Below are 21514 nucleotides of genomic sequence, written 5' to 3' on the forward strand. Positions count from 1 at the left end.
GGTACGTGGGGTGAGGAGTGACGGTCGCGTCACTCGGTGCCTTCATGCGCCGGCGTGCGCCGCCCGCCACCGTGAGGCAGGGGGAGGACCACATGGTCGCCACACGACAACCCGTCTTCGAGCGGGAGGCCGCGATCCGTGGTGTGCACGCGCTGACCCGCGCCGGTCGCGCGTACCCGCCCGGCAGCCGCCGCCCCGTGGTCTTCTTCCAGGGCGGCCCGGGCAGCGGCAAGTCCCTGCTGCTCCAGGTCCTCGACGACCGGGTCAACCAGTACATCCCCTACGCCAGGGTGGACTTCGCCGACAGCCGCTACGACGAGATCCCGCACACCCTCACCGTGCTGGCCGAGCGCCTCACCCGCTACCGCCCGCGCTACGGCAGGCTGCGCTTCCCCCGCCTGCTGATCGCCCTGCTCGTCGCCGAACAGACCCTGCCCGGCGGGGACTTCGAGCAGAGCAGGGAGGCCCTGCGGCAGCGCCTCAGACAGCGGCGCGGCGCCCGGTGGCCGCAGCGCTTCCTGCGCGAACTCACCGGGGAGCCTCCCGAGGCCGGCGTCACGGCCGGCGCCATGACGCTCCTGTTCCGGCTGCCGCTCCAGGCCGTCGCCGCCGGGCTGGCCCTGGTCTTCCCCACCTTCCCGCGCCGTTCCCAGGTGTGGTTCGGCCACCGGGACCGGGGCAGGACCGACCACGCGCTGGACACGTTGATCGAGTTGAACACCTGGGCCAGGGAGTTGCGCGTCACCGGGGGCATCGCCGGCGCCGGGGCCCCGCCCGGCTTTGACGCCCGGCTGCGCGCCGCCCGGGACAACGTCGACAAGCTGCTCTGCGAGGCGTTCCTCGCCGACCTGCGGGACTCCCCGCGCCGGGTGCACGCGCTGCCCACGCCGCTGCTGCTCCTGGACAACGTGGACGCCCCGGCCGGCCGCGCCTTCCTCGGCCGACTGCTCGACGCCCGCCCCCCGTTGGAGCCCGGCGCCAGGGCCGAGCCGCTGACCGTGGTCGCCACCGGCCGGGTCGCGCCGCCCGAGCTGGCCGACACCCCGGAGGCCCCCCTCGACGAGAGCCCCCCGCCCGCGAACGCCCGCGAACTCCCCGCCTGGCTGCGCTACCGGCTCCCCGACCTGGCCAGGGTGGACGTTCAGCGGCTGCTCAGCGACGCCGCCGTGCGCGGCCCGGCCGACCGCCGACTGGCGCGGCTGGTCCACGAGTTCACCGGGGGCCACCCCGAGGCGGTCGGCGTGCTGGCCGCCGCCCTCGCCGCCCGGCGGGACGGCGCCGAATCAGTCGCCGAGCTGCTGGAGGAGCCGGTGCCCGACCCGGCCGGCGGCGGCGCCCACGATCCGACGGCGGCCCGACGCACCGCCGAGCAGCGGCTGTTGCACCGGCTGCTGCCCGACGCGGACGGCCGGCTGGACGTCATCGCCCGCTGCGCCGCCGGCCGGAACACGGCCGAGTCGCTCTGGCTGAGCCAGCGTTCCGGGCTCGCCAGCGTGGTCTGGGAGGAGGGCGTCGAGCCCTGGGACCCGTCGGCCGGCGCCGGCTCGGCGGTGCTGCTGCGGCTGCTGCGCCGCCGGCTCGCCCGCGCCCCGGAGGAGTGGCGCGAGGCCCACGCCAGCCTGCACGAGCACTGCGCGGAACGGGGCGACCTGGCCGGGCGGCTCTACCACCGGCTGGCGCTCGGCGAGGTGCGCGAGGTCGCCGTCGAGCTGGCCGAGCTGCTGCCGAGGACGCCGGGCGCCGAGTGGCTGGCCCTGCTGGACGAGGTCGCGCGCGCCCCGCTCGGCTCGGTGGAGGCGCAACGCCAGCCGCCGCACGCCCTGTTCCACGCCCTCACGCGGGAGGCGACGGGCCCCGCCTCGCTGGGCGAGGAGACCACGACCCGCATGACGCACCTGCTGGCGGCGCTCCGCATCGTCAGCGACCCGCTCCACGGCACGGCCCGTGAACTGCTCTACACCCAGGTCGCCAACGCGCTGGCGGCGCTGGCTTCGCATTCGCCCGACGGGCTGGTGGTGCTCCAGGAGTCGGTGCGGGAGTACCGGCGCCAGGCCCAGTGGTGGGCCTGACCGGCGCCGGCCCGGCCCGGCCCGGCCCGGAACTCGCACTGGACCGGACCGGAACCCGCACCGGCCGCGCCCCGTTCCGACGCGCTCCGACCGCCCCCCGACCCGGCCGTGCGACCCGGCCCCGACCCCGACCCCGACCTGAACCCGACCTGAACCCGACCCGAAGAGGCCCCTTCCGATCGCATCCGAGGAGAGCAGATGCTTCCTTCGTCCGAGGCCACCGACCGCAAGGGGTCCTGGGAGCCGCCGCGCCGGCGGGGCCTGTGGGTGCTCTCCGGGCTGCTCGTGGCCGTCGTGGCGGTCGCCGCGCTGCTCCTCGTGCGCGACTGGCTGGCCGAACGCGACTGCGGCGGATCGGAGTTGACCGATCGTGGCGGCGAATGTGTCGGAGTCAGCGATGGCTCGCCCCCGTTCCTGCCCCCGGAGGCCGGGGACGCGCTGGCCGACCGGTTCCGCGAGATCCAGCAGCTGATCCAGCGGGAGAACGAGCGCGTCGCCGACGAGGGCGGCACCGCCGTCAAGGTGGGGCTGCTGTCCACCCTGACCGCCGACGAGCGCGGCCCGCACTCGCCGACGAGGGTGCTCCACGCGCTGGAGGGCGCCTACACCGCCCAGATGCGCGCCAACCACGGCCGTCAACTCGGCGACCCCACCCCGCAGATCCAACTCCTGCTGGCCAACGCCGGCTCCCGCCACGACAAGTGGGAGCCGGCCGTGGACCGGCTGGTCGGCATGACCGACGACGACATTCCCCTGGTCGCCGTCGCCGGCCTGTCGATGAGCAGCGAGCACAGCAGGGCGGCGGCCGAACGCCTCGCCGAGCACGGCATCCCGCTGGTAGCCGCCTCCGCCAGCGCCGACCGGCTCAACGCCGAGACCATCCCCGGCCTGGTGCGCGTCACCGCCAGCAACACCGACTTCGTCACCGCGCTCGCCGCCTATGTCCACGCCCGCGACGAGCTGGACGAGGCGGTGCTGGTCCACGACACCCGCGCGCCCGACCTCCATGTCACCACGCTCACCGACGCGTTCCGCGCCGAGCTGGCGACCGAGCTGGGGGACAACCCGGACCAGCCGTTCCAGGGCACCAGCATCGGCGAGTCCGCCGCGCCCGCGCTCTTCCGCGCCGCCGTGCAGAACGTCTGCGCCACCGAGGCCGACATGGTGCTCTTCGCCGGCCGCGCCGCCGACCTCGACGCCTTCGTCGAGTCCCTGCACAGCCGACCCTGCCGGGGCCGGCCGATCTCGGTGCTCTTCGCCGAGACCGGCCCGGTGATCGACGAGAGCGAACGCGAGCGGCTGGCGGACAGCCACATCACCGTCGTCCAGGCGTCCGCCATGGACCCGGCCTGGTCCGCCGACGGCGGTGCCAACTCCGAGGCGCCGGCCGGGTTCGCGGACTTCTACGCGGCCTTCGACGAGCACGTCCCGTTCGAGGAGGACGTCCCGGCCGCGCTCAGGGACGGCTACGCGGTGGCCAACCACGACGCGCTCGCCGTCGCCGTCCAGGCCATCCGGCTCACCCACGCCCAGGCGCCGGAGGAGCCGCTGACCCCGAGCCGGGTCACCGACGCGCTGTTCCTGCTCCACCTGGACAACGCGGTGCCCGCCGCCAGCGGCACCCTGGAGTTCACCGTCGACCGCGCCGGCGACCCCGGCGGCAAGCCCGTTCCCATCATCGAGACCCCACCCGGGGACGAACGCCCCGCGCTCTACACCACCCCCCGGACCTGACCGCGCGGCCGGCTGCCGCGCTACAGGTCCTCCAGGAAGTAGCTGTCGTGGCGGACCCGAAACCGTCTCAGCTCCTCGCCACCGCGCCGCGCCACCTCAGCCACCCGCTCGAAGTACTCCTCGCGTGGCGCGCCCGGGGAGAAGAGCATGAGCATGGACATCGGCTCGGCGGACGCGTTCCTGAAGGCGTGCAGGCCGCCGGCCGGCACATACAGGAAGTCGCCCGCGCGGCCGGTGACCCACCGTTCGCCGTCGTACAGCTCCAGTTCGCCGGAGAGGATATAGAAGGACTCGGACATCGCCCGGTGGAAGTGGGTTCTGGCCCCGGCGGACCGCGCACCCAACTCCACCCGGTACAGGCCGAACTCGCCGCCGGTCGACTCGTGGGTGGCGAGGTAGTGGGTGGAGCCGCCGGGTGAGGAGATGTCCGGTGGGCGGTCGGCCCGGCGGAAGACCGCGTTCACCTCGCCCCTGTCGCCGTGGTAGCGGGCTTCCGGATAGTCGAGGCGTTCCGGGTACGACATGACGCGCTCCTCTTCGCTGGCTCCACACATCGTGGCTCCCGCACCCGGAGGGGGCCATCGGGCTTGCGGACGGTCCCGGGCCGGCCCGGGCCGAGGACCGGGGACCTACGCCCCGGCCGAAACCCGGAACGGTCAGTCCGGAAGCCCTCCGGCGGGGCGCAGCGCCTCCCACAGCACCCGGCCCTGCGCCCCGGCCGGCGGCTCGGCGCCGAGCAACGCCGAGACGGTCGGCGCCACATCCACATGGCGCGGCAGCAGCGCGAAGCCCCCGGCGCGCACGCCGGCGCCCGCGACCAGCAGCGTGGCGTGCGCCTCGCTGGTCGAGCCGTGCCGCCCGGCGGGCGCCGCCGGCGCCTCGGCCGCCGCCGTCCACCCCGGCCGTGGCTCCACCACCAGCTCGCCCATGGCCGGGCTCATCCGCAGCAGTCGCTGCTCGCCGGCGCCCAACACGGCCCGCACCTGGGGCAGTCGGGCGACGGCCGACCGCACCCTGGCCACGTTCCGCGCGTTGTCCGCGTCGCCGAGGAAGTGCAGGCTGGCGCTGCCGCCGACGACCACGGCCACGTCCGTCTCCGGCGCCGGCGACCGGCCGCTGGTCAGGAACTCGCCCCGCAGCCCGGCCGACGCGATCGCGTCCAGCAACTCCGCGCCGAACGCCCGGTCGAACTCGGTCATCCCATGGTCGCCCACCAGCACGAAGGCGGTGCGTTCGAAGATCCCGGCGTCCCGGGTGGCCTGGACCACGCGCCCCAACTGCCGGTCCATCTCGGCCATCTGGGCGTCGATCGACGGGTCGTTGGGCCCGACCCGGTGCCCCAGGGCGTCCAGGTCGTCGCAGTACACGGCGGTCAGGTCGGGAATCTCCGGCACGCTGACCGGGGTTCCGCCCGAGTCCACCGGCCGCCCGGCCAGCAGCTCGCCGAACTGGTCGACGCGGTCGGCGCAGGTGCCGCCCGGCTGCGTGTAGAGGGCGCGCGGATCGCCGTAGCGCACGCCGTGGTCCTGGAGGATGAACCACTGCACCGAGGCCAGGGTCCTGCCCTGCGCGGCCAGCGACTCGGCGAGCGTGGGCACGGCCAGCGCGCGGCTCTGCCCCACGGCGGCCCCGGCCGCCGGGTCGTAGACATAGGCGGTGTTGCCGTGCCGCTCCGGGAAGGCGCCGGTGGCCAGCGTGGACATCGACGGGTTGGTGATCGACTGCGCCACGCCCAGGCTGGTGCCGACGAAGCCCCGTTCGGCCAGCGCGTCCAGGTTCGGCGTCGCCACCCGGTGCCGGTAGGCGGGGTCGAACCCGTCCCACACCAGCAGCACCACATGGTCGGCGCGCGGCGCCGGGCCGGCGCCACGGGTGGCGGCCTGGGCGCCCCGGGCCGCGCCGCCCGCCAGCAGCACCGCGCACAGTGCGAGCACGGTGAGCACCGTGAGCACGGCCAGCGGCGTCAGCCCGCCCCGCCTCCGGTCCGACAGCGCGTCGATCGTTTGTCTGGCCCGCATGGTGACCGCCTCCCGTACGGGGCCGCCGCCGCTCGGCGGCCCGCCGGGGACGATCGAAGAGGCCCGGGGCCAACGCCACATGGCGCCCGCGCGGCTCCCGGAAGAACGCTCAGCCGTCGCGGTCAGCCCGCACGTTCAGTCGGTGTGCCCGGCCCGCCGCGCGGGCCGCACGTTCAGCCCGAGCGTTCAGCCGGCGCCTTCGGCCAGCGCGCTCCTGGCGCGCATCAGCGCGAAGCCCAGCAGGTTCTCGCCGCGCCAGCGGCTCGGGGAGGTGGCGAGGGGATCGTCCACCGCGCGGCCGATGCCCCAGACGCGGTCCAACGGGCTGGCCTCGACCAGAACGTGCCCCCTCGTGCCCAACAGATAGGAGGAAAGTGCCGTGTCCTGACCGAACTTGGCGAGACTGCCCCGGATCACGATCTCCAGCCGGTGCGCCCGCCACACCTCCTCGTCGAAGTCGGCCACGCGCCGCCCCAGGTCCTTCGCCGCGCCCGGGTGGGGCGCGGCCAGCACCAGGGCCGCCGTCTCCTCGTCCCCGAAGAGCCGGGCCTTCGCCGCCATCATGAAGTGCTCGGCGGTGGCGTAGCGCACGCCGTCCACGGTGAACGGGGCCGGCCACCACTGGCTGAGGACCCAGGGCCCGACCCCGCCGCCCCGGCCGGGCCGATGCCCCCAGAAACACAGGTACTTCAGCCGGCGGCCGGCCCGTTCCCAGCGGCACAGCTCGGCGAGATCGGCGGGCGGGTCCTGCCCGTCGTGGTCCTGGCCGTCGTGGTCCTGGCCGTCGTGGTCCGGGTGGTCGTGGGAAGCCATGCGCCCAGCCTGGCGGCTGAACGGGGCGCGGGCCATGGGTTAACCGCCGGCGCGCGCCGGCCAGTACGCCCCGGCGCGCGCGCCCTCGTCCGCGCGGGTGAGAATCGGGCGGCGCCCGGCCGGCGGGCCCGCGCCCCTGGGCGTCCCTCGGGAAGGCTGATGCCCGTCGTGGGCGCCGGCCGGCGCCCACCCCTCGAAGGTCAGGAGACGTCGGCCATGTCCGGTGACCCGCTCGCCCACTTCCTCCGGCAGCTCAGCCCCGACAACCGGCAGTGGCTGGAGAGCCAGCCCGAGGACAAACAGCGGATCATCGCCGAGCGCTGGGAGCCGGCCGAGGGGCGCGGCGCCGCGCTGCTCGCCTCCCTCGACCTCGCCCCCGACCTGGTGGACGAGGGCGCCTCGGCCAACGCCTACCTCCAGGAGGTCAGGGACGCCGAGGAGTACTGAGCCGAGGGGCCAGGCCCGGCGCCGGCCGGCGCGCCCCCCTCGACCGCGCAGCCGCCCCCGTTCCCCGGTCAGATGAGGGTCGCGCCCAGCTCGTTGAGCACCGGGGCGACCGGCTGGTAGTAACTGGTGCCGCCGCTGGAGCAGTTGCCGCTGCCGCCGACCGGGATGCCGACCAGGGTGGTGCCGGCGGTCAGCGCCCCGCCCGGGTCGCCGGGCTCGGCGCAGAGGTTGGTCTGGATCAGGCCGGTCACGATCAGCCCGCCACCGAAGTTGACCGTGACGTTAACGCCGACGACCGTCCCTGACTGGCAACCGGTCGTTCGGCTGCCCCGCATGACGACCTGGCCCACGGTCGGGTCGCCGACCGAGGTGAGGATGGCGCCGCCGCAGTTCGGGGTCTGTTCGACGGGGATGTCCGGGTTCTCGTAGCCGAAGGTGCCGTGGGTCGGAAACCGGGAGCTGGTGGTGGGCCCGATCGGCACCGTGCGCCCCGGGTCGGCGTACCAGTGCGGGAAGCTCTCGGTGCAGGCGCCGGGCAGCAGGCCGTGGGGCTCGTTGCCGACCCGGAGGTTGGCGACCACCGTGCAGGTGGCGCCGCCGCTGGAGAACACCGGGTCGCCGCCGGCCAGTTGGGCACCCGGCCCGTCCCCGTCGGCGGCCGGTCGCAGCAGGAACGCGTCGGCGGTGGGCGGCGCCTCGGCGCCGGCGGCCTGCGCGGTGCCGCCGGTCGGGAGCGCGAACAGGCAGATCAGGGCCGTCAGCAGCGCGGCGAGCGCGGCCGGCGGCCGGGTGGGGCGGGCGGAGCGGGTGCGGGAAGCGGGGCGTGCGATGCTCACGGGTCCTCCCGGAGGGAAAGGGACGAAGGGTGACCGCCTCGAAGCAGGCTCGGGGCGTGCCCATGACAACTCGGGCGGCCTCGGCCATCCTCCCAGCTCCCGCCCCGCTCCGGTACCCAAGCGTGACCGGCTGACCCCGCCGCCGGCCCCCGCCCCGCCCTATAATCCGGGTGTTCCGGGGGGAGAACGCGGCGTTACACCTGCCCAACTCACCCCGCCGCGCAGGGGGTTCGGCCGGACGGCCGAGGACGGGGGAGGGGCATGGCGCAGGGGTGGAACGGGCCGAGAGCCGTGCCGGCGCTGTGCGCCGCCGCGCTGCTGCTGCTGGTCGGCTGCGGGGGCGGCGGTGCCGATCCGGACGGCGAGGAACGGCGCGGCGCCGAGGAGAGTCCCCCGGCCGAGAAGGGCTCCGCCGGCCCGGACGCCAACGCCGGCGAAGGCGGCAGCGACGGCAACGGCGACGGGAACGGTGACGGCGACAGCAACGGCGACGGGAACGGTGACGACGACGGCGAGGCGATCGGCGAGCTGCCCGACGCGTACACCTTCACGCCCAACCCCGAGCGCGTGCCCACCACCGCCGAGCGGGCCCGCGAGCTGACCAGCGGCGCCCAGCTGGAGCCCGACATCTGGTGGCCGGGGCTCGGCCCGGACGACCCCTACGAGGTGCCCGGCGGCTGGTCGGTGCTCGCCGACGACTGCTCCTGGTCGAGCACCGGGCTGCCGGCGACGGTGCTGGACTCGTTCACCCGCCGCTATCTGCTCCCCGAGAGCGATGCGGCGGGCGAGGTGCGCGCCACGGTGACCGTCTCGGCGCATGCTTCCGAGGAGGACGCCGACGCCGAGTTGGACGACGCGCTCCAGGAGAGCTTCCGCTGCCCGGAGCAGGAACTCGGCGCCGGGCAGCGCCTGTCCGGGCTGATGGCGATGGAGTACCCGGAGGAGGAGGTGCTCAACGCGAACGCGTCGGTCTTCGAGATGGGCGAGTGGACCGGGCCCGACGCCGGCCCGTACACCCATCTCTGGGTGACCTCCCGCATCGGGACCGTCACGGCGGCCGTCGCGGTCAGGGGCGGCGCGGGCCACGACGACAACGAGCTGACCCGGATGGCCGCCGAGGGCATGGCCCGGGTGCTCTATGCGATCGAGTTGGAGCTGACGTGACGGGTCACCGAACCGGCGGCGGTCACCGAACCTGCGGTGGTCACCGAACCGGCGGCGGGGCGCGCCCGGCGCGCGCCGGGGCGCGCTGATGCGGCCGGCGGCGCCCAACGACCCGGCATGGGTGGCCGGTTACCGGATACTCGGCCGGCTCGGCTCCGGCGGCATGGGAACGGTGCTGCTGGGGCGAGGGCCGGACGGCGCGCTGCTGGCGATCAAGGTGATCCGCGCCGAGTACGCCGACGAGCCGGCGTTCCGGCGACGGTTCCGCCGCGAGGTGGCCGTCGCCCGGCAGGTGACCAGCCGGTGGGCGGTGCCGGTGGTGGACGCCGACGCGGAGGCGCCGTCGCCGTGGCTGGCCACCCCGTTCGTGCCGGGCCCGGCGCTGGACGAGACGGTCGCCACGGCCGGGCCGCTGCCCGAGGCGAGCGTGCGGGTGCTGGGCGCGCGGCTGGCCGAGGCGCTGACCGCCGTGCACGCGGCGGGCCTGGTGCACCGCGATGTGAAGCCGGGCAACGTGCTGTTGGCGCACGACGGGCCCCGGCTGATCGACTTCGGCATCGCCCGCGCGCTGCACGAGACCGCGTTGACCGCGACCGGCTCGATCCTCGGTTCGCCCGGCTATCTCTCGCCCGAGCAGGCTCGGGGGCTGCCGGTCGGGCCGGCCAGCGACGTGTTCTCGCTGGGCTGTGTGCTGGCCTTCGCCGTGAGCGGTCAACGCCCGTTCGGCACCGGCCCGGTGGAGGCCCTGCTCTATCGGGCGGTGCACGACGAGCCCGACCTGTCGGCCGTTCCCGTGGGGCTGCGTTCGCTGGTGGCGCGGTGTCTGGCCAAGCCGGAGTCGGCGCGGCCGACCGTCGCCGAGCTGCGCGCCGCCTGGGGCGAGCCGGGCGGGCCCGGCGAGCCGGGCGCCGAGGCCGGCGGCGGCTGGCTGCCGGCGCCGGTGGCGCGGCTGATCGCGGAGCGTTCGGCGCGGATGCTCCAGCTGCCGCCGGTGGAGCCGACCGCGCCCGGGGGCGTGCGCGCCCGGCCCTCGCGCCGGCGGCTGCTGCTGGGCACGGCCGGCGCGGCGGTGGGGCTCGCGGCGGCCGGCGGGGGCGCGTGGTGGTGGTCCTCGCGCCCCACGGCCGGCGGCGCGGAGCCGCCCGCGCCCGAACGGCCGCTGCTGACGGTCGGGTTGCAGGGCGACCTCAGCGGCCCGCTGGCCGAGGTCGCCGCCGCGCACCGGAGCGGCGCCGAGCTGGCGATCGCCGACCACAACGCGGACGACAAGCAGCCGTTCCGCCTCGCGCTCCGCGTCGAGGACGACGCCGGCTCAGCCGAGGAGGCCGCGCGCCGCGCGCGGCTGCTCGCCGACGACGACGCCGTGGTGGCGGTGATCGCCGCCACCGGGCCCGAGGCGACCGGCGCGCTGATGACGCCCTGCGCCGAGGCGCGCAAGCCGGTGCTCAACGTGACCGACGGCTCCTCCGCCCACCTGAACGCCGTGCACACCATGGCCCGCCCGCTGGACGCGCTCCAACTGCGGCCCGTCGTCGCCCTGTTGACCTCGGTGGCGCTGACGGGTCCGGTGGTGATCGTGGACGACACCACGCTCTACAGCTGGGACATCACCCGCAACGCCAGGACCGCGCTGGGCGACGCCGAGCTGACCGTGGTGCCCGAGGTGGTGCCGGCCGACGAGGTCGACAGGTCGGCCGCGGTGGCCAGGGTGCTCGGGCACGCGCCGGGCGCCGTGCTCTACGGCGGCGAGTGGGAGGCGGCCGCCCCGTTCGCCGCCGCGCTGGCCGAGGCCGGCTACCGGGGGCCCACGATCGGGACCCGGGGGATGCACGATCCGCGCTTCCTCGACGCGGCGGGCCCGGCCGCCGACGGCTGGCTGCTGGTCTCCACGGTCACCGACCCGCTGGCGGCGCCGGGCGCCGAGGCGTTTGTCGAGGCGTACGCCGAGCGCTTCGACGCGCCCCCGCCGCCGGGCGCCGCCGAGGGCTATGACGCGGTGGGCGTTCTGGCGCGCTGCCTGGAAGGTCTCGACGACCCGGGCTCGGTGAGCCACCGGGACGTGGTCGAGGTGCTGCGGCTGACCCGCCACCGGGGCGTGGCCAAGGAGTACGCCTTCGAGGAGGAGAACGGGCTCTTCGTCGGCGGCGGCACCTTCTTCTACCGGGTCGAGGACGGCGCCTTCACGTTCCTGGGCACCGAGCCGCCGAACTCCCTGTGAGCCGCCCAACCCCCATTGACCACACCGCCGTTGCCCACACCGCCGTTGGTCGCCCGGGGCCCGGGCGACCGGAGAGGACTCCCGCGTGACCGTCGCGCCGTCCACCACTCGCCGTCGCTTCCTGGCCGCCGGCCTCGCCCTGCTCGCCACCGGCTGCGGGTCGGGGAGCGAACCCGCAGCTCGTGGCGAGCAGGTCGAGGCCGGCACCCCGCTCTGGGCCGTCGGCGGCGGCGCGGCGACCTGCCCCGCCACCCTGGCCGGGGACGTCCTGCTGGTCGGCGAGCAGCCGGGCACGCTCCACGCCCTGGCGGCGGACGGCGGTGAGGCGCGGTGGACGGCCGAGACGGGCACCGGGCCCAGCCGGCCCGTGGTGGTCGGCGAGACCGTGGTCACCGGGCTGCGCGGCGGGGGGCTGCTGGGGCTCGATCTCGCCGAAGGCGAGCGGCGCTGGTCGCTGACCACCGGCGACTGGGGCGTCGTCGGCGGGCCCGTGGCGGTGGGCGAACTGGCCGTGGTGGGCGGCCTGGACGGCGTGGTCCGCGCGGTGGTCGCGGCCACCGGGGAGGAACGCTGGACTGTCGGAAGCGTCGACGAGGGGCGGCAGTACTTCGCCGACCCGGTGCTGGCGGAGGGCACGCTGTTCCTGGGCGACAGCCGGGGGACGCTGCACGCCCTGGACGCGGCGACCGGCGAGGAGCGCTGGGCCGTGGAGATCGACGGCTCCACCGTCTCGACCGCGGCCGTCACCGCCGAGGCGGTCTGCGTGGGCACCGGCCTCGGCGCCCTGCGGGGCCTGGACCCGGCGACCGGCGAGGAACGGTGGGCGGCCTCGGTCACCGGCGCGGTGGTCAACCCGGTGGCCGCCGAGGGCCTGTTGCTCGTTCCCGACGCGCGGGGGCGGCGGCTGCGTGCCCTGGACGTGACCGACGGCGCCGGGCGCTGGGAGGCGACCTCCGCCGTCGAGGTGCTCCCCGTCGCCGTGGCCGGGGACGCGGTGTACTTTCCCGGCGCGCCCGATGCGCTGGTGTGCGCGGCGCTCGCCGACGGCGCGCCGCGCTGGGAGTGCGCCCTCGGCGGCGCCGACGCGCCCGGCGGGGCGCTGCTGGCGCTGGCGGCCGCGCCGGGCCTGGTCGTCGCCGGCACCGACCTCGCCGCCGCCGTCGCCGTCCGCGCCTGACGGCGGCGCGCCGCGAAGGGCCGTTCCGCCGTATCGCGCCGATGAGTTCCGGCGCCGCCGCGAGTCATCCCGGCAACCGAAGGCGAACGAAGGAGAGTGGCGGAATGCGGACGCTCGCGGTCACCCAGAACATCACCGTCGACGGCTCGATCGAGATGCTCACCGACTGGTTCGACCCGCAAGCGCAGGGCGAGGCGGACAGCGCCGAGCTGCTGGCCGAGACCCGGCGCCAGGACAGCCGGGCCGACGCCCTGCTGCTGGGACGCCGCACCTTCGAGGACTTCCGGGGCTACTGGCCGGAGCAGACCGACGACCCCACCGGCATCACCGCGTACCTCGACGAGGTGCACAAGTACGTCGTCTCGGGCACCCTCGACGACCCCGGCTGGCGGAACTCCACGGTGATCGCGGGCGATCCGCTCGCCGAGGTCGCCGCGCTCAAGGCGCGGGAGGGCCGGGACATCGTGGTCACCGGCAGCATCACCCTCACCCACGCGCTGATCGCGGCCGGGCTGGTCGACGAGTACCGGCTCTTCGTCTACCCGTCGGTCCAGGGCCGGGGCCGCCGGCTCTTCCCCGACGGGTGCGAACTGCCGCGCCTGCGGCTGCGCGAGTGCCGCCCGTTCCCCGGCGACATCGCCTACCAGCGCTACGTCCCCGCCTGAGCGTGAGCGTTTCCGCCCGGGGCGGGGGCCGCGTCAGGGCGCGGCGGGGGCGACGGCCAGCTCGTACAGATCCGCCAGGCTGGTGGCCTCCAGCGCGTCGGGGACCGCGATGCTGCGGCTGGTCTCCCGCTCCAGCAGGGACAGCAGCGTCAGCAGGTGCACCGAGTCCCACTGCGGCAGCTCGTCGAAGGTGACGCCCACGTTCTCCCGGGTGACGGGCAGGCCCATCTCGGCGCGGATCAGGGTGACGAAGTCGTCGATGTCGTTCATGGGTGGCGCTCGCCCTTCTCGTGGGTTTCGCCGGCGCCGGCGAGGCTCTCGATGAGCCGCACATGGGCCGGGGGCTCGGGGATGTCGCTGAGGTCGTGCTCGAAGACGGTGCCGCCCCGTTCGTCCGGCGCCTCGTCCAGGGCCGTGAACCCGCTGCGCGGGTACAGCTCGGCGACCTTGCCGTTCTTCGGCGAGGGCACGTAGTGGCCGCGCAGCGCGGTCGCGCCGCGCTCCCGCGCGTGGCGCAGCACCGCCGACAGGCACGCCTGCTCGATGCCCCGGGAGAAGACCCGGCAGCTGAGCAGGAAGTTGTCGATCACCATCCGGTCACCGTCCTCGCGCAGGAACACCGCGCCGACCAGCCCGTTGTCACCGAACCTGTCGGAGGCGTGGATCGCCAGCGGCAGCGCGGCCGGGTCCCGCCGCAGGGTGTGCACGTCGTCCGGCTGGAGGCGGCGGGTGGTGAGGTTGAACTGGTTGGTGCGCAGCGTGATCTGCGAGACGCGCGGCACGTCCCCCTCGGCCACGTCCGCGAGCCGCACGGTGACGCCCAGCTCGGCGAGATAGTCGTCGAGGGAGTCGAAGCCGCTGATGAAGTCGCGGCGCACCAGCTCCTCGCGGTAGAGGGTGGGGCGCTTGCGGTCCTCGGCGGTCAGCTCCCACACGTCGAACCAGCCGTCGGCGAGCAGCCGCTCCGTGTGCAGCGCCGGCTCGGTGCCGACGTCCACGACCGCGATCTCGGGCAGCTCCCGCCGGACCAGGCCACGTTCGTAGGAGCTGTCGTCGACGAAGACGAACGCGTCGGTGCCGAGATTCAGGTCGGCGGCCAGCTCCCGCAGGTTGTCGTGCTTGGGGCGCCAGTTGGCGACGACACGCACGAAGTCCCCCTCGCGCAGCGTCATCCCGGGATGGTCGCGCAGCACCTCCTGGACCGGCTCCAGATCGTTCTTGCTGACCGCCGCCAGCAGCACGCCCTGGCTGGCGATCTGCCGGGCGAGTCGCTGGAAGGCGCGGAACGCCTCGCCCCGGTAGGTGTCGGCGACCTCGATGCCTTCGGGCCCGTCGTCGCCCAGCACCCCGCCCCAGACCGTGTTGTCCAGGTCGAGCACCAGGCACTTGCGGCCGCGCCCGGTCACCAGCCGGGCGAGGTGCCCGACCTCCCTGGCCAGCGAGCCGAGGAACGCCGGCGACAGGTGGACCTTGGCGTAGCGGCTGAGCCGGGGGTCTGGCGCCGGACTGTCCCCCCGGCAGGCGTCGGCCAGCGCGGCGCTGTCCAACACGACGACCCTGGGGTGCGCCTCGGCCAGCCGCAGCAGCCGGGCGTTGGCCTCGTGCCAGGCCGCCGCCGCGCCGGCGCGGGCGCGCAGCGCGATCAGCTGGGCCGTCAACGCCCGGGGCAGCGGCAGGGTGTTGAGGACGAGCGTGCCACGGGCGGTGGCGGTGAACCGGGCGACCAGGCCCTCGATCAGCCTGGTCTTGGCCGCGAGGACCTCCTCCAGGTCCCGCACGTCCCACGGGTTGGGCAGCTCGTCGAGCACGATCTCGGGGGCCAGCACGCACAGCGCCAGGTCCGGGTCGGCGGCGTAGAGGCCGCTGTCCGGGTCGGACAGCTCGAAGACATAGGAGTCGAAGTCGCACAGGTGCGGCCGGGTCAGCAGGCCATGCCGCGCCAACTGCCCGGTGATCGCGGGAACCAGGGCGTTGAGGGTGCTGTGTCCGGTGATGGCCACGGTCACCGTCGGGGTCTCGGGGCGTTCGCGCAGCACGTCGTCGAGGTCGACGGCGCCCAGGAACCGCCCCGCACGGAGCAGTTCGGCGTCGTCGGCCTCGGCGAGCAACGAGGCGACGCGGGGGAACTCCGCCGGGAGACGGCCCTCGTCGATCAGAGCGCGCAGCCTCGCGCTCGGGGGGAACGGCTCGGCCGGCGCGGCCGGGTCGGTGGCGGGCATGGTCATGGCGCTGCTCGGGTCCTTTCCCAACGCGCCGCTCCTGGCGCGGAGTGCGCTGGACCGGGACGGACCGTCCCGGCCCCGGTCGCTCGGTGGCGTTCGGACATGCTCGGCGGCGACTTCCGCAGCCGCCACCCATGCTCGGGACCGGGGCTAAAGCGGGTCTAAGAACGGTCCATGCCGCGCCACCGAATACGCCTCTGACCTGCGAAGACACCCCTTCGGGCGGGCGTTGTCAGCAACTTGCCCGCTCCGTACAGTCGTTGGCATGACCGAAGCCAAGCGCATCCCGCTGTCCGTGCTCGACACCGTGCCCGTGTTCGAGGGGGGTGACGCGGGGCAGGCGCTGCGGAACGCCCTGGAGCTGGCCCCGCACGTGGAACGCCTGGGATACGCGCGGTACTGGTTCGCCGAGCACCACAACACGCCGGGCCTGGCCACCTCGTCGCCCGGCGTGCTCATCGGGCGGATCGCGGCCCTGACCGAGTCGTTGCGCGTCGGCGCGGGCGGCGTGATGCTGCCCAACCACGCGCCGCTGGCGGTGGCCGAGCAGTTCGGCACCCTGGAGGCGCTGCACCCGGGCCGGATCGACCTGGGCCTCGGCCGCGCCCCCGGCACCGACCCGGCGACGGCCCGGCTGCTGCGGCGGACCGACGGCGCCTACGACTTCCCCCGAGCGGTCGCGGAACTCCTCGGCTACTTCGCGCCGGACGGCGGGGGCGGCCAGGCGCCGATCCAGGCCGTCCCGGCGCCAGGCCACCTGCCGGAGACCTGGCTGCTCGGTTCGAGCCCCAACGGCGCCCGGCTCGCGGGCGCGCTCGGCGCGCCGTTCGCCTACGCCTACCACTTCAACCCGATGTCGGTGACCGAGGCGTTGGACGTCTACCGCGCGTCGTTCAGGCCCTCGCCGCTGGGGGAGCGGCCGCGCGTGCTGGTCGCGGTCTTCGCGGCGGTCGCCGACACCGACGCCGAGGCGGACTGGCTGGCCGGGTCCGTCAAGTACGGCATAGCGCGCGCCCAGCAGGACCCAAGGGGGCTGTTCCCGACGCCGGCGCAGGCCGCCGAGATGAACTTCGCGCCGGCCGAGCAGGCGATGATCCGGATGCTGATCGAACCGCAGTGGGTCGGCTCGCCGGAGACGGTACGGCAGAAGGCGCGGGACCTGCTGCGGCGCACCGGCGCCGACGAGCTGATGGCGATGACGACGGTGCACGACCACGCGGCGCGGGCGCGCTCGTACGAGCTGCTGGCGGACGCGCTGGCGGCCGAGGGCATCGGCGGCCGGGAGGACGCGGCCGCCTCCGTCGGAGCCTAGGCAACGGGCCGAAGGCCGCCGCCCGCACGCCACGGGGAAGGGGCCCGCCTCGCGGGCCCCTTCCCCGGGTATGCCCGTCCCCTCCTTCGCGGTGGCGACCGGTCAGGCGGGGACCGCCAGTTCGGGGGTGAGTTCGCCGAGGATGCGGTCGGCCAGGTCGGCGGGCGTGGGGTGTTCGAGGACCACGGTCGCCGGCAGCGTCAGCCCGGTCTCCACGTTGAGGAGGTTCCGCAGTTCCAGCGCGGTGAACGAGGAGAAGCCGATCTCCAGGAAGCTCAGCGAAGCGTCGAGCTGCGCCGCGTCGTCGTGGCCGAGCACCAGCGCCGCATAGTGCAGCACCAACTCCACCAGCACGTCCGTCCGTTCCTCGGGTGAGCCCGACGCCAGCCGGTCCCGCAGCGCGGCGGGGCCGGCGCCCTGGCCGGCTCCCCTGGCCCGGCTGGAGCGGGTCACCTCCCACAGCATCGGCGACAGCCTGGCCACCTCGCGGGCGCCGGCCACGGCCTGCCAGTCCGCGTCCGCGACGACGACCGTCGCGGCGCCGTCCGCCAGGCACTCCTCCCAGACCGCGAACGCCGCCGGCGCCGGCAGCTCCCGGTGCCCCACCCGGGTCCGCTCGCCGGCGGCGGGACCCCAGGCGACATGGCCCGCGTGGTCGCCGCGCGCCCGCCGCCGCTCGGCCAGCGCCTGGGCGAACGCCCCGTAGGACGCCTGCGCCGCCTCGTCCACCTCGGGCAACACCCCGGCCAGCGTGGAGAACAGCGCGAAGACCCGCACCTCGGGCCCGGTCAGCGCGGCGTCCACGGCGTGCGCCACCGCCCGCGCGCGCTCGTCGGCGCCCGCGCCCACCAGGTAGACGTCGGTGGGCGGTTCGGGCAGTTCGGCGACCAGCGCGCGCACCTGGTCGGGCTCGGTCAGCGCCCGGTGTGTCACGGAGGCGACGTCGCCGCCCGCGCCGCGCAGCCCGTCCAGCGCGGTGCCCGGCGCTGCGGCGACGGTGATCCGTGGCGCCCCGGCGCGCGCCAGCCAGCCGAGCGCCCGTTCGGCGGCGGTCGCCGCCCCGGGCTCGGCCACGACCAGCAGCGTGGCGCCCGGCGCCGCGCCGGCCCCGCCCGCTCGGCGCGGCGGCGCCGGCACCAGCCGGGGGACGAGCGCGCCGGTGGGCCTGAGGGCCAACTCGTCCCGCCCCTCGGGGGCGGCCAGCAGCCGGATGAGCCGCCCGGCGTCCCCCTCGTCCCACGCCCCGGGCAGGTCGACCTGACCGCCCCACCGGGCGGGGTGCGTCTGGGCCAGTGCCCGGCCCAGGCCCCAGGCGGCGGCCGCGTCCGGCGCGGCCGGCGGGTCCGTGGGGACGGCCGCCACCGCGCGACGGGTGGCGACCCACAGCCGCGCCGAGGTGTCGGCTCCGGCGAACGCCGCCGCGAGGGACGCCAGTTGGCGTTCCCAGCCGCCGTCCCCCGGGGCCTCCGGCGCGAACAGCAGCACGCCCCGCGCCCCGCGCACCGCCTCGGCCAGCCGAACGGTCTCCTCGGCCCGGTCGGCCTCGCCGGCGGCCGCGCCCAGGAGAGCGTCCAGCGGCGCGCGGGTGACGTGCGCACCGTGCGTGGTCAACGCGCGCTCGACATCCTCGGCGATGCGCAGGCCCTCCTCGTCCGCCGGTAGCCCCAGTACCCAGTCGCCGGTCCTGACCGGCTCGTTCGGCTCCGGGCTCGGTGACCACAGCACGCGGTGCCGCCAGCCGCGCCGCCGCCGCCAGGTGGCGAGCGTCGGCAGCAACGCGCCGAGCGCGTCCCGCAGTTCGTCCGGCACCGACCAGGCGCGCGCCAGCCCGTCCAGGTCCTCGGCCGCGACGGCCGTCCACGCGGCCTCCTCGCCCGGGGACGCCGCGTCGGTGCCCGGCACGTCCTCAAGCCAGTGGCGCTGGTGGTGGAACGCGTAGGGCGGCAGGTCGATCCGCCGCCCGCCGGGGTGCGCCCGGCCGAGGTCCACCTCGGCGCCGTTGACGTGAAGGGTGGCCAACGCGGCGGCGAACGCCTGCGGTTCGGGCTGGTCGCGGCGGAGCAGCGGCGTCAGGAACACCTCGTCGGGCCGGTCCACGGCGGCGTGCGCCAGCCCGGTGAGCACCGCGTCGGGCCCGATCTCCAGACAGCCGGCCACGCCCTCGTCCGACAGGTGCCGGACGGCGGCGTGGAACCGCACGGTGCGCCGCACCTGCTGCTCCCAGTAGGCGGGGCTGGTCAGCACGGCGTCGGGCAGCGGCGCGCCGGTGACGGTGGAGACCAGCGGCACGGTCGCCGGCCGGTAGGTGAGCCGTTCGGCGACCGCGCGGAACTCCGCCAGCATCGGGTCCATGTGCGGGGAGTGGAAGGCGTGGCTGACCCGCAGCCGCTTGGCCCGGCGCCCCAGGCGCCGGAACGCGCCGCCGACCTCGCGGGCGGCGTCGGCGTCGCCGGCGATGACCACCGCGTCGGGGCCGTTGACGGCGGCGATGTCGAGCGCGCCCTGGTGTCGCGCGAGCGCCTCGGCGACCTCCTCCTCGCTGGCCTGGATCGCCATCATGGAGCCGCCGGGACGCAGCTCGGCCATCAACCGGCCGCGTGCGGCGACCAGTTCGGCCGCGTCCGGCAGGGACCACACGCCGGCGACATGGGCGGCGGCCAACTCGCCGATGGAGTGCCCCACCAGGTGGGACGGGGTGAGGCCGTGGTGGGTGACCAGCCGGTGGAGCGCCACCTGGAGGGCGAAGAGCGCGGGCTGGGTCCATGCCGTGGAGTCCACCAGCGCGGCCTCGGGGCTGCCGGGCGCGGCGAACACCACCTCGGCCAGCGGCCGTTCCAGATGCGGGTCGAGGGCGGCGCACACCTCGTCGAAGAACTCGGCGAAGAGCGGCGAGGCGGCGTACAACTCGGCCCCCATGCCGGCGCGTTGGCTGCCCTGCCCGGAGAACAGGAACGCCACGGGCCCGCCGCGCGGGGTGCCGAGCAGCACGGTGGGCCGGGAGGTGTCGCCGGTGGCCAGCGCGTCCAACGCGGCCCGCAGCTGCGGCGCGTCCGCGCCCAGCACGACGGCCCGCCGCTCCCACGCCGGCCGGGCGGCGAGCGAGGCGCCGAGGTCGGTCAGGTCGGTGTCGGACCGCTCGGCGAGCAGCCGGCCGAGCCGGCGCGCCTGCCCGCGCAGCGCCTCCGGCGAGCGGGCGGACAGCGGGAACGGTCGGACGCCGGCGATCGGCCGGGCCGCCGCGCCGGACGGCGCCCCGGAGATCGCGCCGGCAGGCTCGGGCGCCGACTCCGCTGCCCCGGAGATCGCGCCGGCGGGCTCGGGCGCCGACTCCGCTGCCCCGGAGGCCGGTTCGGCGGGCTCGGCCAACGCGGCGGGCTGGTCGGGAGGCGGGGCCTCCTCCAGGATGATGTGCGCGTTGGTGCCGCTGATGCCGAACGACGAGACGCCGCAGCGGCGCGGCCGTTCCTCCGCCGGCCAGGCGACCGGCCCGGTCAGCAGCCGGACCTCGCCGCCGCTCCACTCGACGTGCGGCGACGGCTCCTGGGCGTGCAGCGTCCGGGGCAGCACGCCGTGCCGCATCGCCTGCACCATCTTGATGATGCCGGCGACACCGGCCGCCGCCTGGGCGTGCCCGATGTTGGACTTGATGGAGCCCAGCCACAGGGGCCGCCCGTCCTTGCGGTCCTGCCCGTAGGTGGCGAGCAGGGCGCCCGCCTCGATCGGGTCGCCGAGCGCGGTGCCGGTGCCGTGCGCCTCCACCGCGTCCACGTCGGCCGGGGTGAGGCGCGCGTCGGCCAGGGCCCGCTGGATCACCCGCTGCTGGGCCGAACCGTTGGGCGCCGTCAGGCCGTTGCTGGCCCCGTCCTGGTTGACCGCGCTGCCGCGCACCACGCCGAGCACGCGGTGCCCGTTGCGCCGCGCGTCCGACAGCCGCTCCAACAGCAGCAGGCCCACGCCCTCGGCGAAGCCGGTGCCGTTGGCGCCCGCACCGAACGATCGGCAGCGGCCGTCGGGCGCCAGGCCGCGCTGCCGGCTGAACTCGCGGAACACGTTGGGGGTGGCCATCACCGTGACGCCGCCGGCCAGCGCGAGTGAGCAGTCCCCCGCGCGCAGCGAACGGGCCGCCAGGTGCAGCGCGACCAGCGAGGAGGAGCAGGCCGTGTCGATGGTGACGGCCGGGCCCTCCAGGCCGAGCGCGTAGGAGACGCGGCCCGAGGCGACGCTGCCGGCCGTTCCGTTCCCGACGAACCCGGCGTACTCCTCGGGCAGTCGGCGCAGCCGGGAGGCATAGTCGCCGTACATCACGCCCGCGAACACGCCGGTGCGGCTGCCGCGCAGCGACGCCGGGTCGAGCCGCGCGTGTTCCAGCGTCTCCCAGGCCGTCTCCAGCAGCAGCCGCTGCTGGGGGTCCATCGCGTCCGCCTCGCGGGGGCTGATGCCGAAGAACTCGGCGTCGAACTCGGCCGCGTCATACAGGAATCCGCCCTCGCGGGTGGCCGGCGCCTCGGCGTCGTCCGCGTCGTACAGCCCGTCCAGGTCCCAGCCTCGGTCGGTGGGGAACGCCCCGATCGCGTCGCGGCCCGACGCCAGCAGCTCCCACAGCTCGTCCGGGTCGCGCACCCCGCCGGGAAGCCGGCAGGCCATACCGATGATCGCGATCGGCTCGTGCCGCTCGTCCCGCGCCTCCTTGAGCTGCTCGCGGGTGCGGTGCAGATCGGTGGTGACCCACTTGAGGTAGTCGACCAGCTTCTGTTCGTCCGTCATCGGGGGCAATCCGTTCTCTGCGTCGCGGGGTTACGGGTGCCGGCGCGCGGCGGCCGGCCCGGGGCGCACGCCGCG

Annotated in this window: 15 protein-coding genes; 8 read left to right on the forward strand and 7 right to left on the reverse strand. The window is 75.8% G+C overall.

Annotated features, from left to right (window positions below; all coding sequences use genetic code 11):
* Nucleotides 1-92 precede the first annotated feature (92 nt).
* Both FH609_RS28700 and FH609_RS31985 read left to right on the forward strand, forming a co-directional pair.
* Entirely contained in the window at nt 93-2069 is a 1977-nt protein-coding gene (locus FH609_RS28700) for a hypothetical protein (protein ID WP_139674668.1), read from the forward strand.
* A gap of 198 nt (nt 2070-2267) precedes the next feature.
* Nucleotides 2268-3803 (forward strand): hypothetical protein, encoded by a 1536-nt coding sequence (locus FH609_RS31985; protein ID WP_226962021.1) that lies wholly within the window; start codon nt 2268-2270, stop codon nt 3801-3803.
* Nucleotides 3804-3823: 20 nt separating this feature from the next.
* Here the strand turns inward: FH609_RS31985 and FH609_RS28710 are convergent, their stop codons facing one another.
* From FH609_RS28710 to FH609_RS28720, 3 genes are all read right to left on the reverse strand, one after another.
* Nucleotides 3824-4327 (reverse strand): cupin domain-containing protein, encoded by a 504-nt coding sequence (locus tag FH609_RS28710; protein ID WP_139674671.1) that lies wholly within the window; start codon nt 4325-4327, stop codon nt 3824-3826.
* A gap of 132 nt (nt 4328-4459) precedes the next feature.
* A complete protein-coding gene (locus tag FH609_RS28715) occupies nt 4460-5821 on the reverse strand; it encodes an alkaline phosphatase family protein (protein ID WP_139674674.1) in 1362 nt (453 codons plus the stop codon).
* Nucleotides 5822-6007: 186 nt separating this feature from the next.
* Nucleotides 6008-6634 (reverse strand): NADAR family protein, encoded by a 627-nt coding sequence (locus FH609_RS28720; protein ID WP_139674677.1) that lies wholly within the window; start codon nt 6632-6634, stop codon nt 6008-6010.
* 216 nt (nt 6635-6850) lie between these two features.
* Between FH609_RS28720 and FH609_RS28725 the strand changes: the two genes are divergently transcribed.
* Nucleotides 6851-7081 carry a hypothetical protein gene (locus FH609_RS28725; protein WP_139674680.1) on the forward strand — a complete coding sequence of 77 codons (231 nt, stop codon included), beginning with the start codon at nt 6851-6853 and terminating at the stop codon, nt 7079-7081.
* 68 nt (nt 7082-7149) lie between these two features.
* Here the strand turns inward: FH609_RS28725 and FH609_RS28730 are convergent, their stop codons facing one another.
* Nucleotides 7150-7917, reverse strand: coding sequence for a S1 family peptidase (locus FH609_RS28730; RefSeq protein WP_139674683.1), 768 nt, complete (start codon nt 7915-7917; stop codon nt 7150-7152).
* Nucleotides 7918-8178: 261 nt separating this feature from the next.
* On the opposite strand from FH609_RS28730, the gene FH609_RS28735 reads away from it, so the two are divergent.
* From FH609_RS28735 to FH609_RS28750, 4 genes are all read left to right on the forward strand, one after another.
* Nucleotides 8179-9081: a hypothetical protein gene (locus FH609_RS28735; protein WP_139674685.1), complete on the forward strand. Its 903-nt coding sequence runs from the start codon at nt 8179-8181 to the stop codon at nt 9079-9081.
* Between the two features lie 88 nt (nt 9082-9169).
* Nucleotides 9170-11299, forward strand: a complete 2130-nt coding sequence (locus tag FH609_RS28740; RefSeq protein ID WP_139674688.1) for a bifunctional serine/threonine-protein kinase/ABC transporter substrate-binding protein — start codon at nt 9170-9172, stop codon at nt 11297-11299.
* 85 nt (nt 11300-11384) lie between these two features.
* A complete protein-coding gene (locus FH609_RS28745; RefSeq protein WP_139674691.1) occupies nt 11385-12476 on the forward strand; it encodes a PQQ-binding-like beta-propeller repeat protein in 1092 nt (363 codons plus the stop codon).
* Nucleotides 12477-12580: 104 nt separating this feature from the next.
* On the forward strand, nt 12581-13141 hold the full coding sequence (locus FH609_RS28750; protein WP_139674694.1) for a dihydrofolate reductase family protein: 561 nt from the start codon (nt 12581-12583) through the stop codon (nt 13139-13141).
* A 33-nt stretch (nt 13142-13174) separates the two neighbouring features.
* Here the strand turns inward: FH609_RS28750 and FH609_RS28755 are convergent, their stop codons facing one another.
* Nucleotides 13175-13411, reverse strand: a complete 237-nt coding sequence (locus FH609_RS28755) for an acyl carrier protein (RefSeq protein ID WP_139674697.1) — start codon at nt 13409-13411, stop codon at nt 13175-13177.
* On the reverse strand, nt 13408-15366 hold the full coding sequence (locus tag FH609_RS28760) for an HAD-IIIC family phosphatase (protein ID WP_226962022.1): 1959 nt from the start codon (nt 15364-15366) through the stop codon (nt 13408-13410). Before FH609_RS28760 ends, FH609_RS28755 begins: the two co-directional genes overlap by 4 nt.
* A gap of 262 nt (nt 15367-15628) precedes the next feature.
* On the opposite strand from FH609_RS28760, the gene FH609_RS28765 reads away from it, so the two are divergent.
* Nucleotides 15629-16675 carry an LLM class flavin-dependent oxidoreductase gene (locus FH609_RS28765; RefSeq protein ID WP_139674699.1) on the forward strand — a complete coding sequence of 349 codons (1047 nt, stop codon included), beginning with the start codon at nt 15629-15631 and terminating at the stop codon, nt 16673-16675.
* A gap of 102 nt (nt 16676-16777) precedes the next feature.
* On the opposite strand, the gene FH609_RS32335 is transcribed toward FH609_RS28765, so the two are convergent.
* On the reverse strand, nt 16778-21439 hold the full coding sequence (locus FH609_RS32335; protein ID WP_139674702.1) for a type I polyketide synthase: 4662 nt from the start codon (nt 21437-21439) through the stop codon (nt 16778-16780).
* Nucleotides 21440-21514 lie beyond the last annotated feature (75 nt).

The organism is Streptomyces sp. 3MP-14 (genome assembly GCF_006334905.2).
GTDB lineage: Bacteria > Actinomycetota > Actinomycetes > Streptomycetales > Streptomycetaceae > Streptomyces > Streptomyces triticirhizae.

Excerpts from the sequence above, each read along its gene's own strand:
- FH609_RS28700 (WP_139674668.1), top strand. The coding sequence starts at position 93 with ATGGTCGCCACACGACAACCCGTCTTCGAGCGGGAGGCCGCGATCCGT.
- FH609_RS32335 (WP_139674702.1), bottom strand. The coding sequence starts at position 21,439 with ATGACGGACGAACAGAAGCTGGTCGACTACCTCAAGTGGGTCACCACC.
- FH609_RS28715 (WP_139674674.1), bottom strand. The coding sequence starts at position 5,821 with ATGCGGGCCAGACAAACGATCGACGCGCTGTCGGACCGGAGGCGGGGC.
- FH609_RS28765 (WP_139674699.1), top strand. The coding sequence starts at position 15,629 with ATGACCGAAGCCAAGCGCATCCCGCTGTCCGTGCTCGACACCGTGCCC.
- FH609_RS28720 (WP_139674677.1), bottom strand. The coding sequence starts at position 6,634 with ATGGCTTCCCACGACCACCCGGACCACGACGGCCAGGACCACGACGGC.
- FH609_RS28760 (WP_226962022.1), bottom strand. The coding sequence starts at position 15,366 with ATGACCATGCCCGCCACCGACCCGGCCGCGCCGGCCGAGCCGTTCCCC.
- FH609_RS28750 (WP_139674694.1), top strand. The coding sequence starts at position 12,581 with ATGCGGACGCTCGCGGTCACCCAGAACATCACCGTCGACGGCTCGATC.
- FH609_RS28735 (WP_139674685.1), top strand. The coding sequence starts at position 8,179 with ATGGCGCAGGGGTGGAACGGGCCGAGAGCCGTGCCGGCGCTGTGCGCC.
- FH609_RS28710 (WP_139674671.1), bottom strand. The coding sequence starts at position 4,327 with ATGTCGTACCCGGAACGCCTCGACTATCCGGAAGCCCGCTACCACGGC.
- FH609_RS28755 (WP_139674697.1), bottom strand. The coding sequence starts at position 13,411 with ATGAACGACATCGACGACTTCGTCACCCTGATCCGCGCCGAGATGGGC.
- FH609_RS28725 (WP_139674680.1), top strand. The coding sequence starts at position 6,851 with ATGTCCGGTGACCCGCTCGCCCACTTCCTCCGGCAGCTCAGCCCCGAC.
- FH609_RS28740 (WP_139674688.1), top strand. The coding sequence starts at position 9,170 with ATGCGGCCGGCGGCGCCCAACGACCCGGCATGGGTGGCCGGTTACCGG.
- FH609_RS31985 (WP_226962021.1), top strand. The coding sequence starts at position 2,268 with ATGCTTCCTTCGTCCGAGGCCACCGACCGCAAGGGGTCCTGGGAGCCG.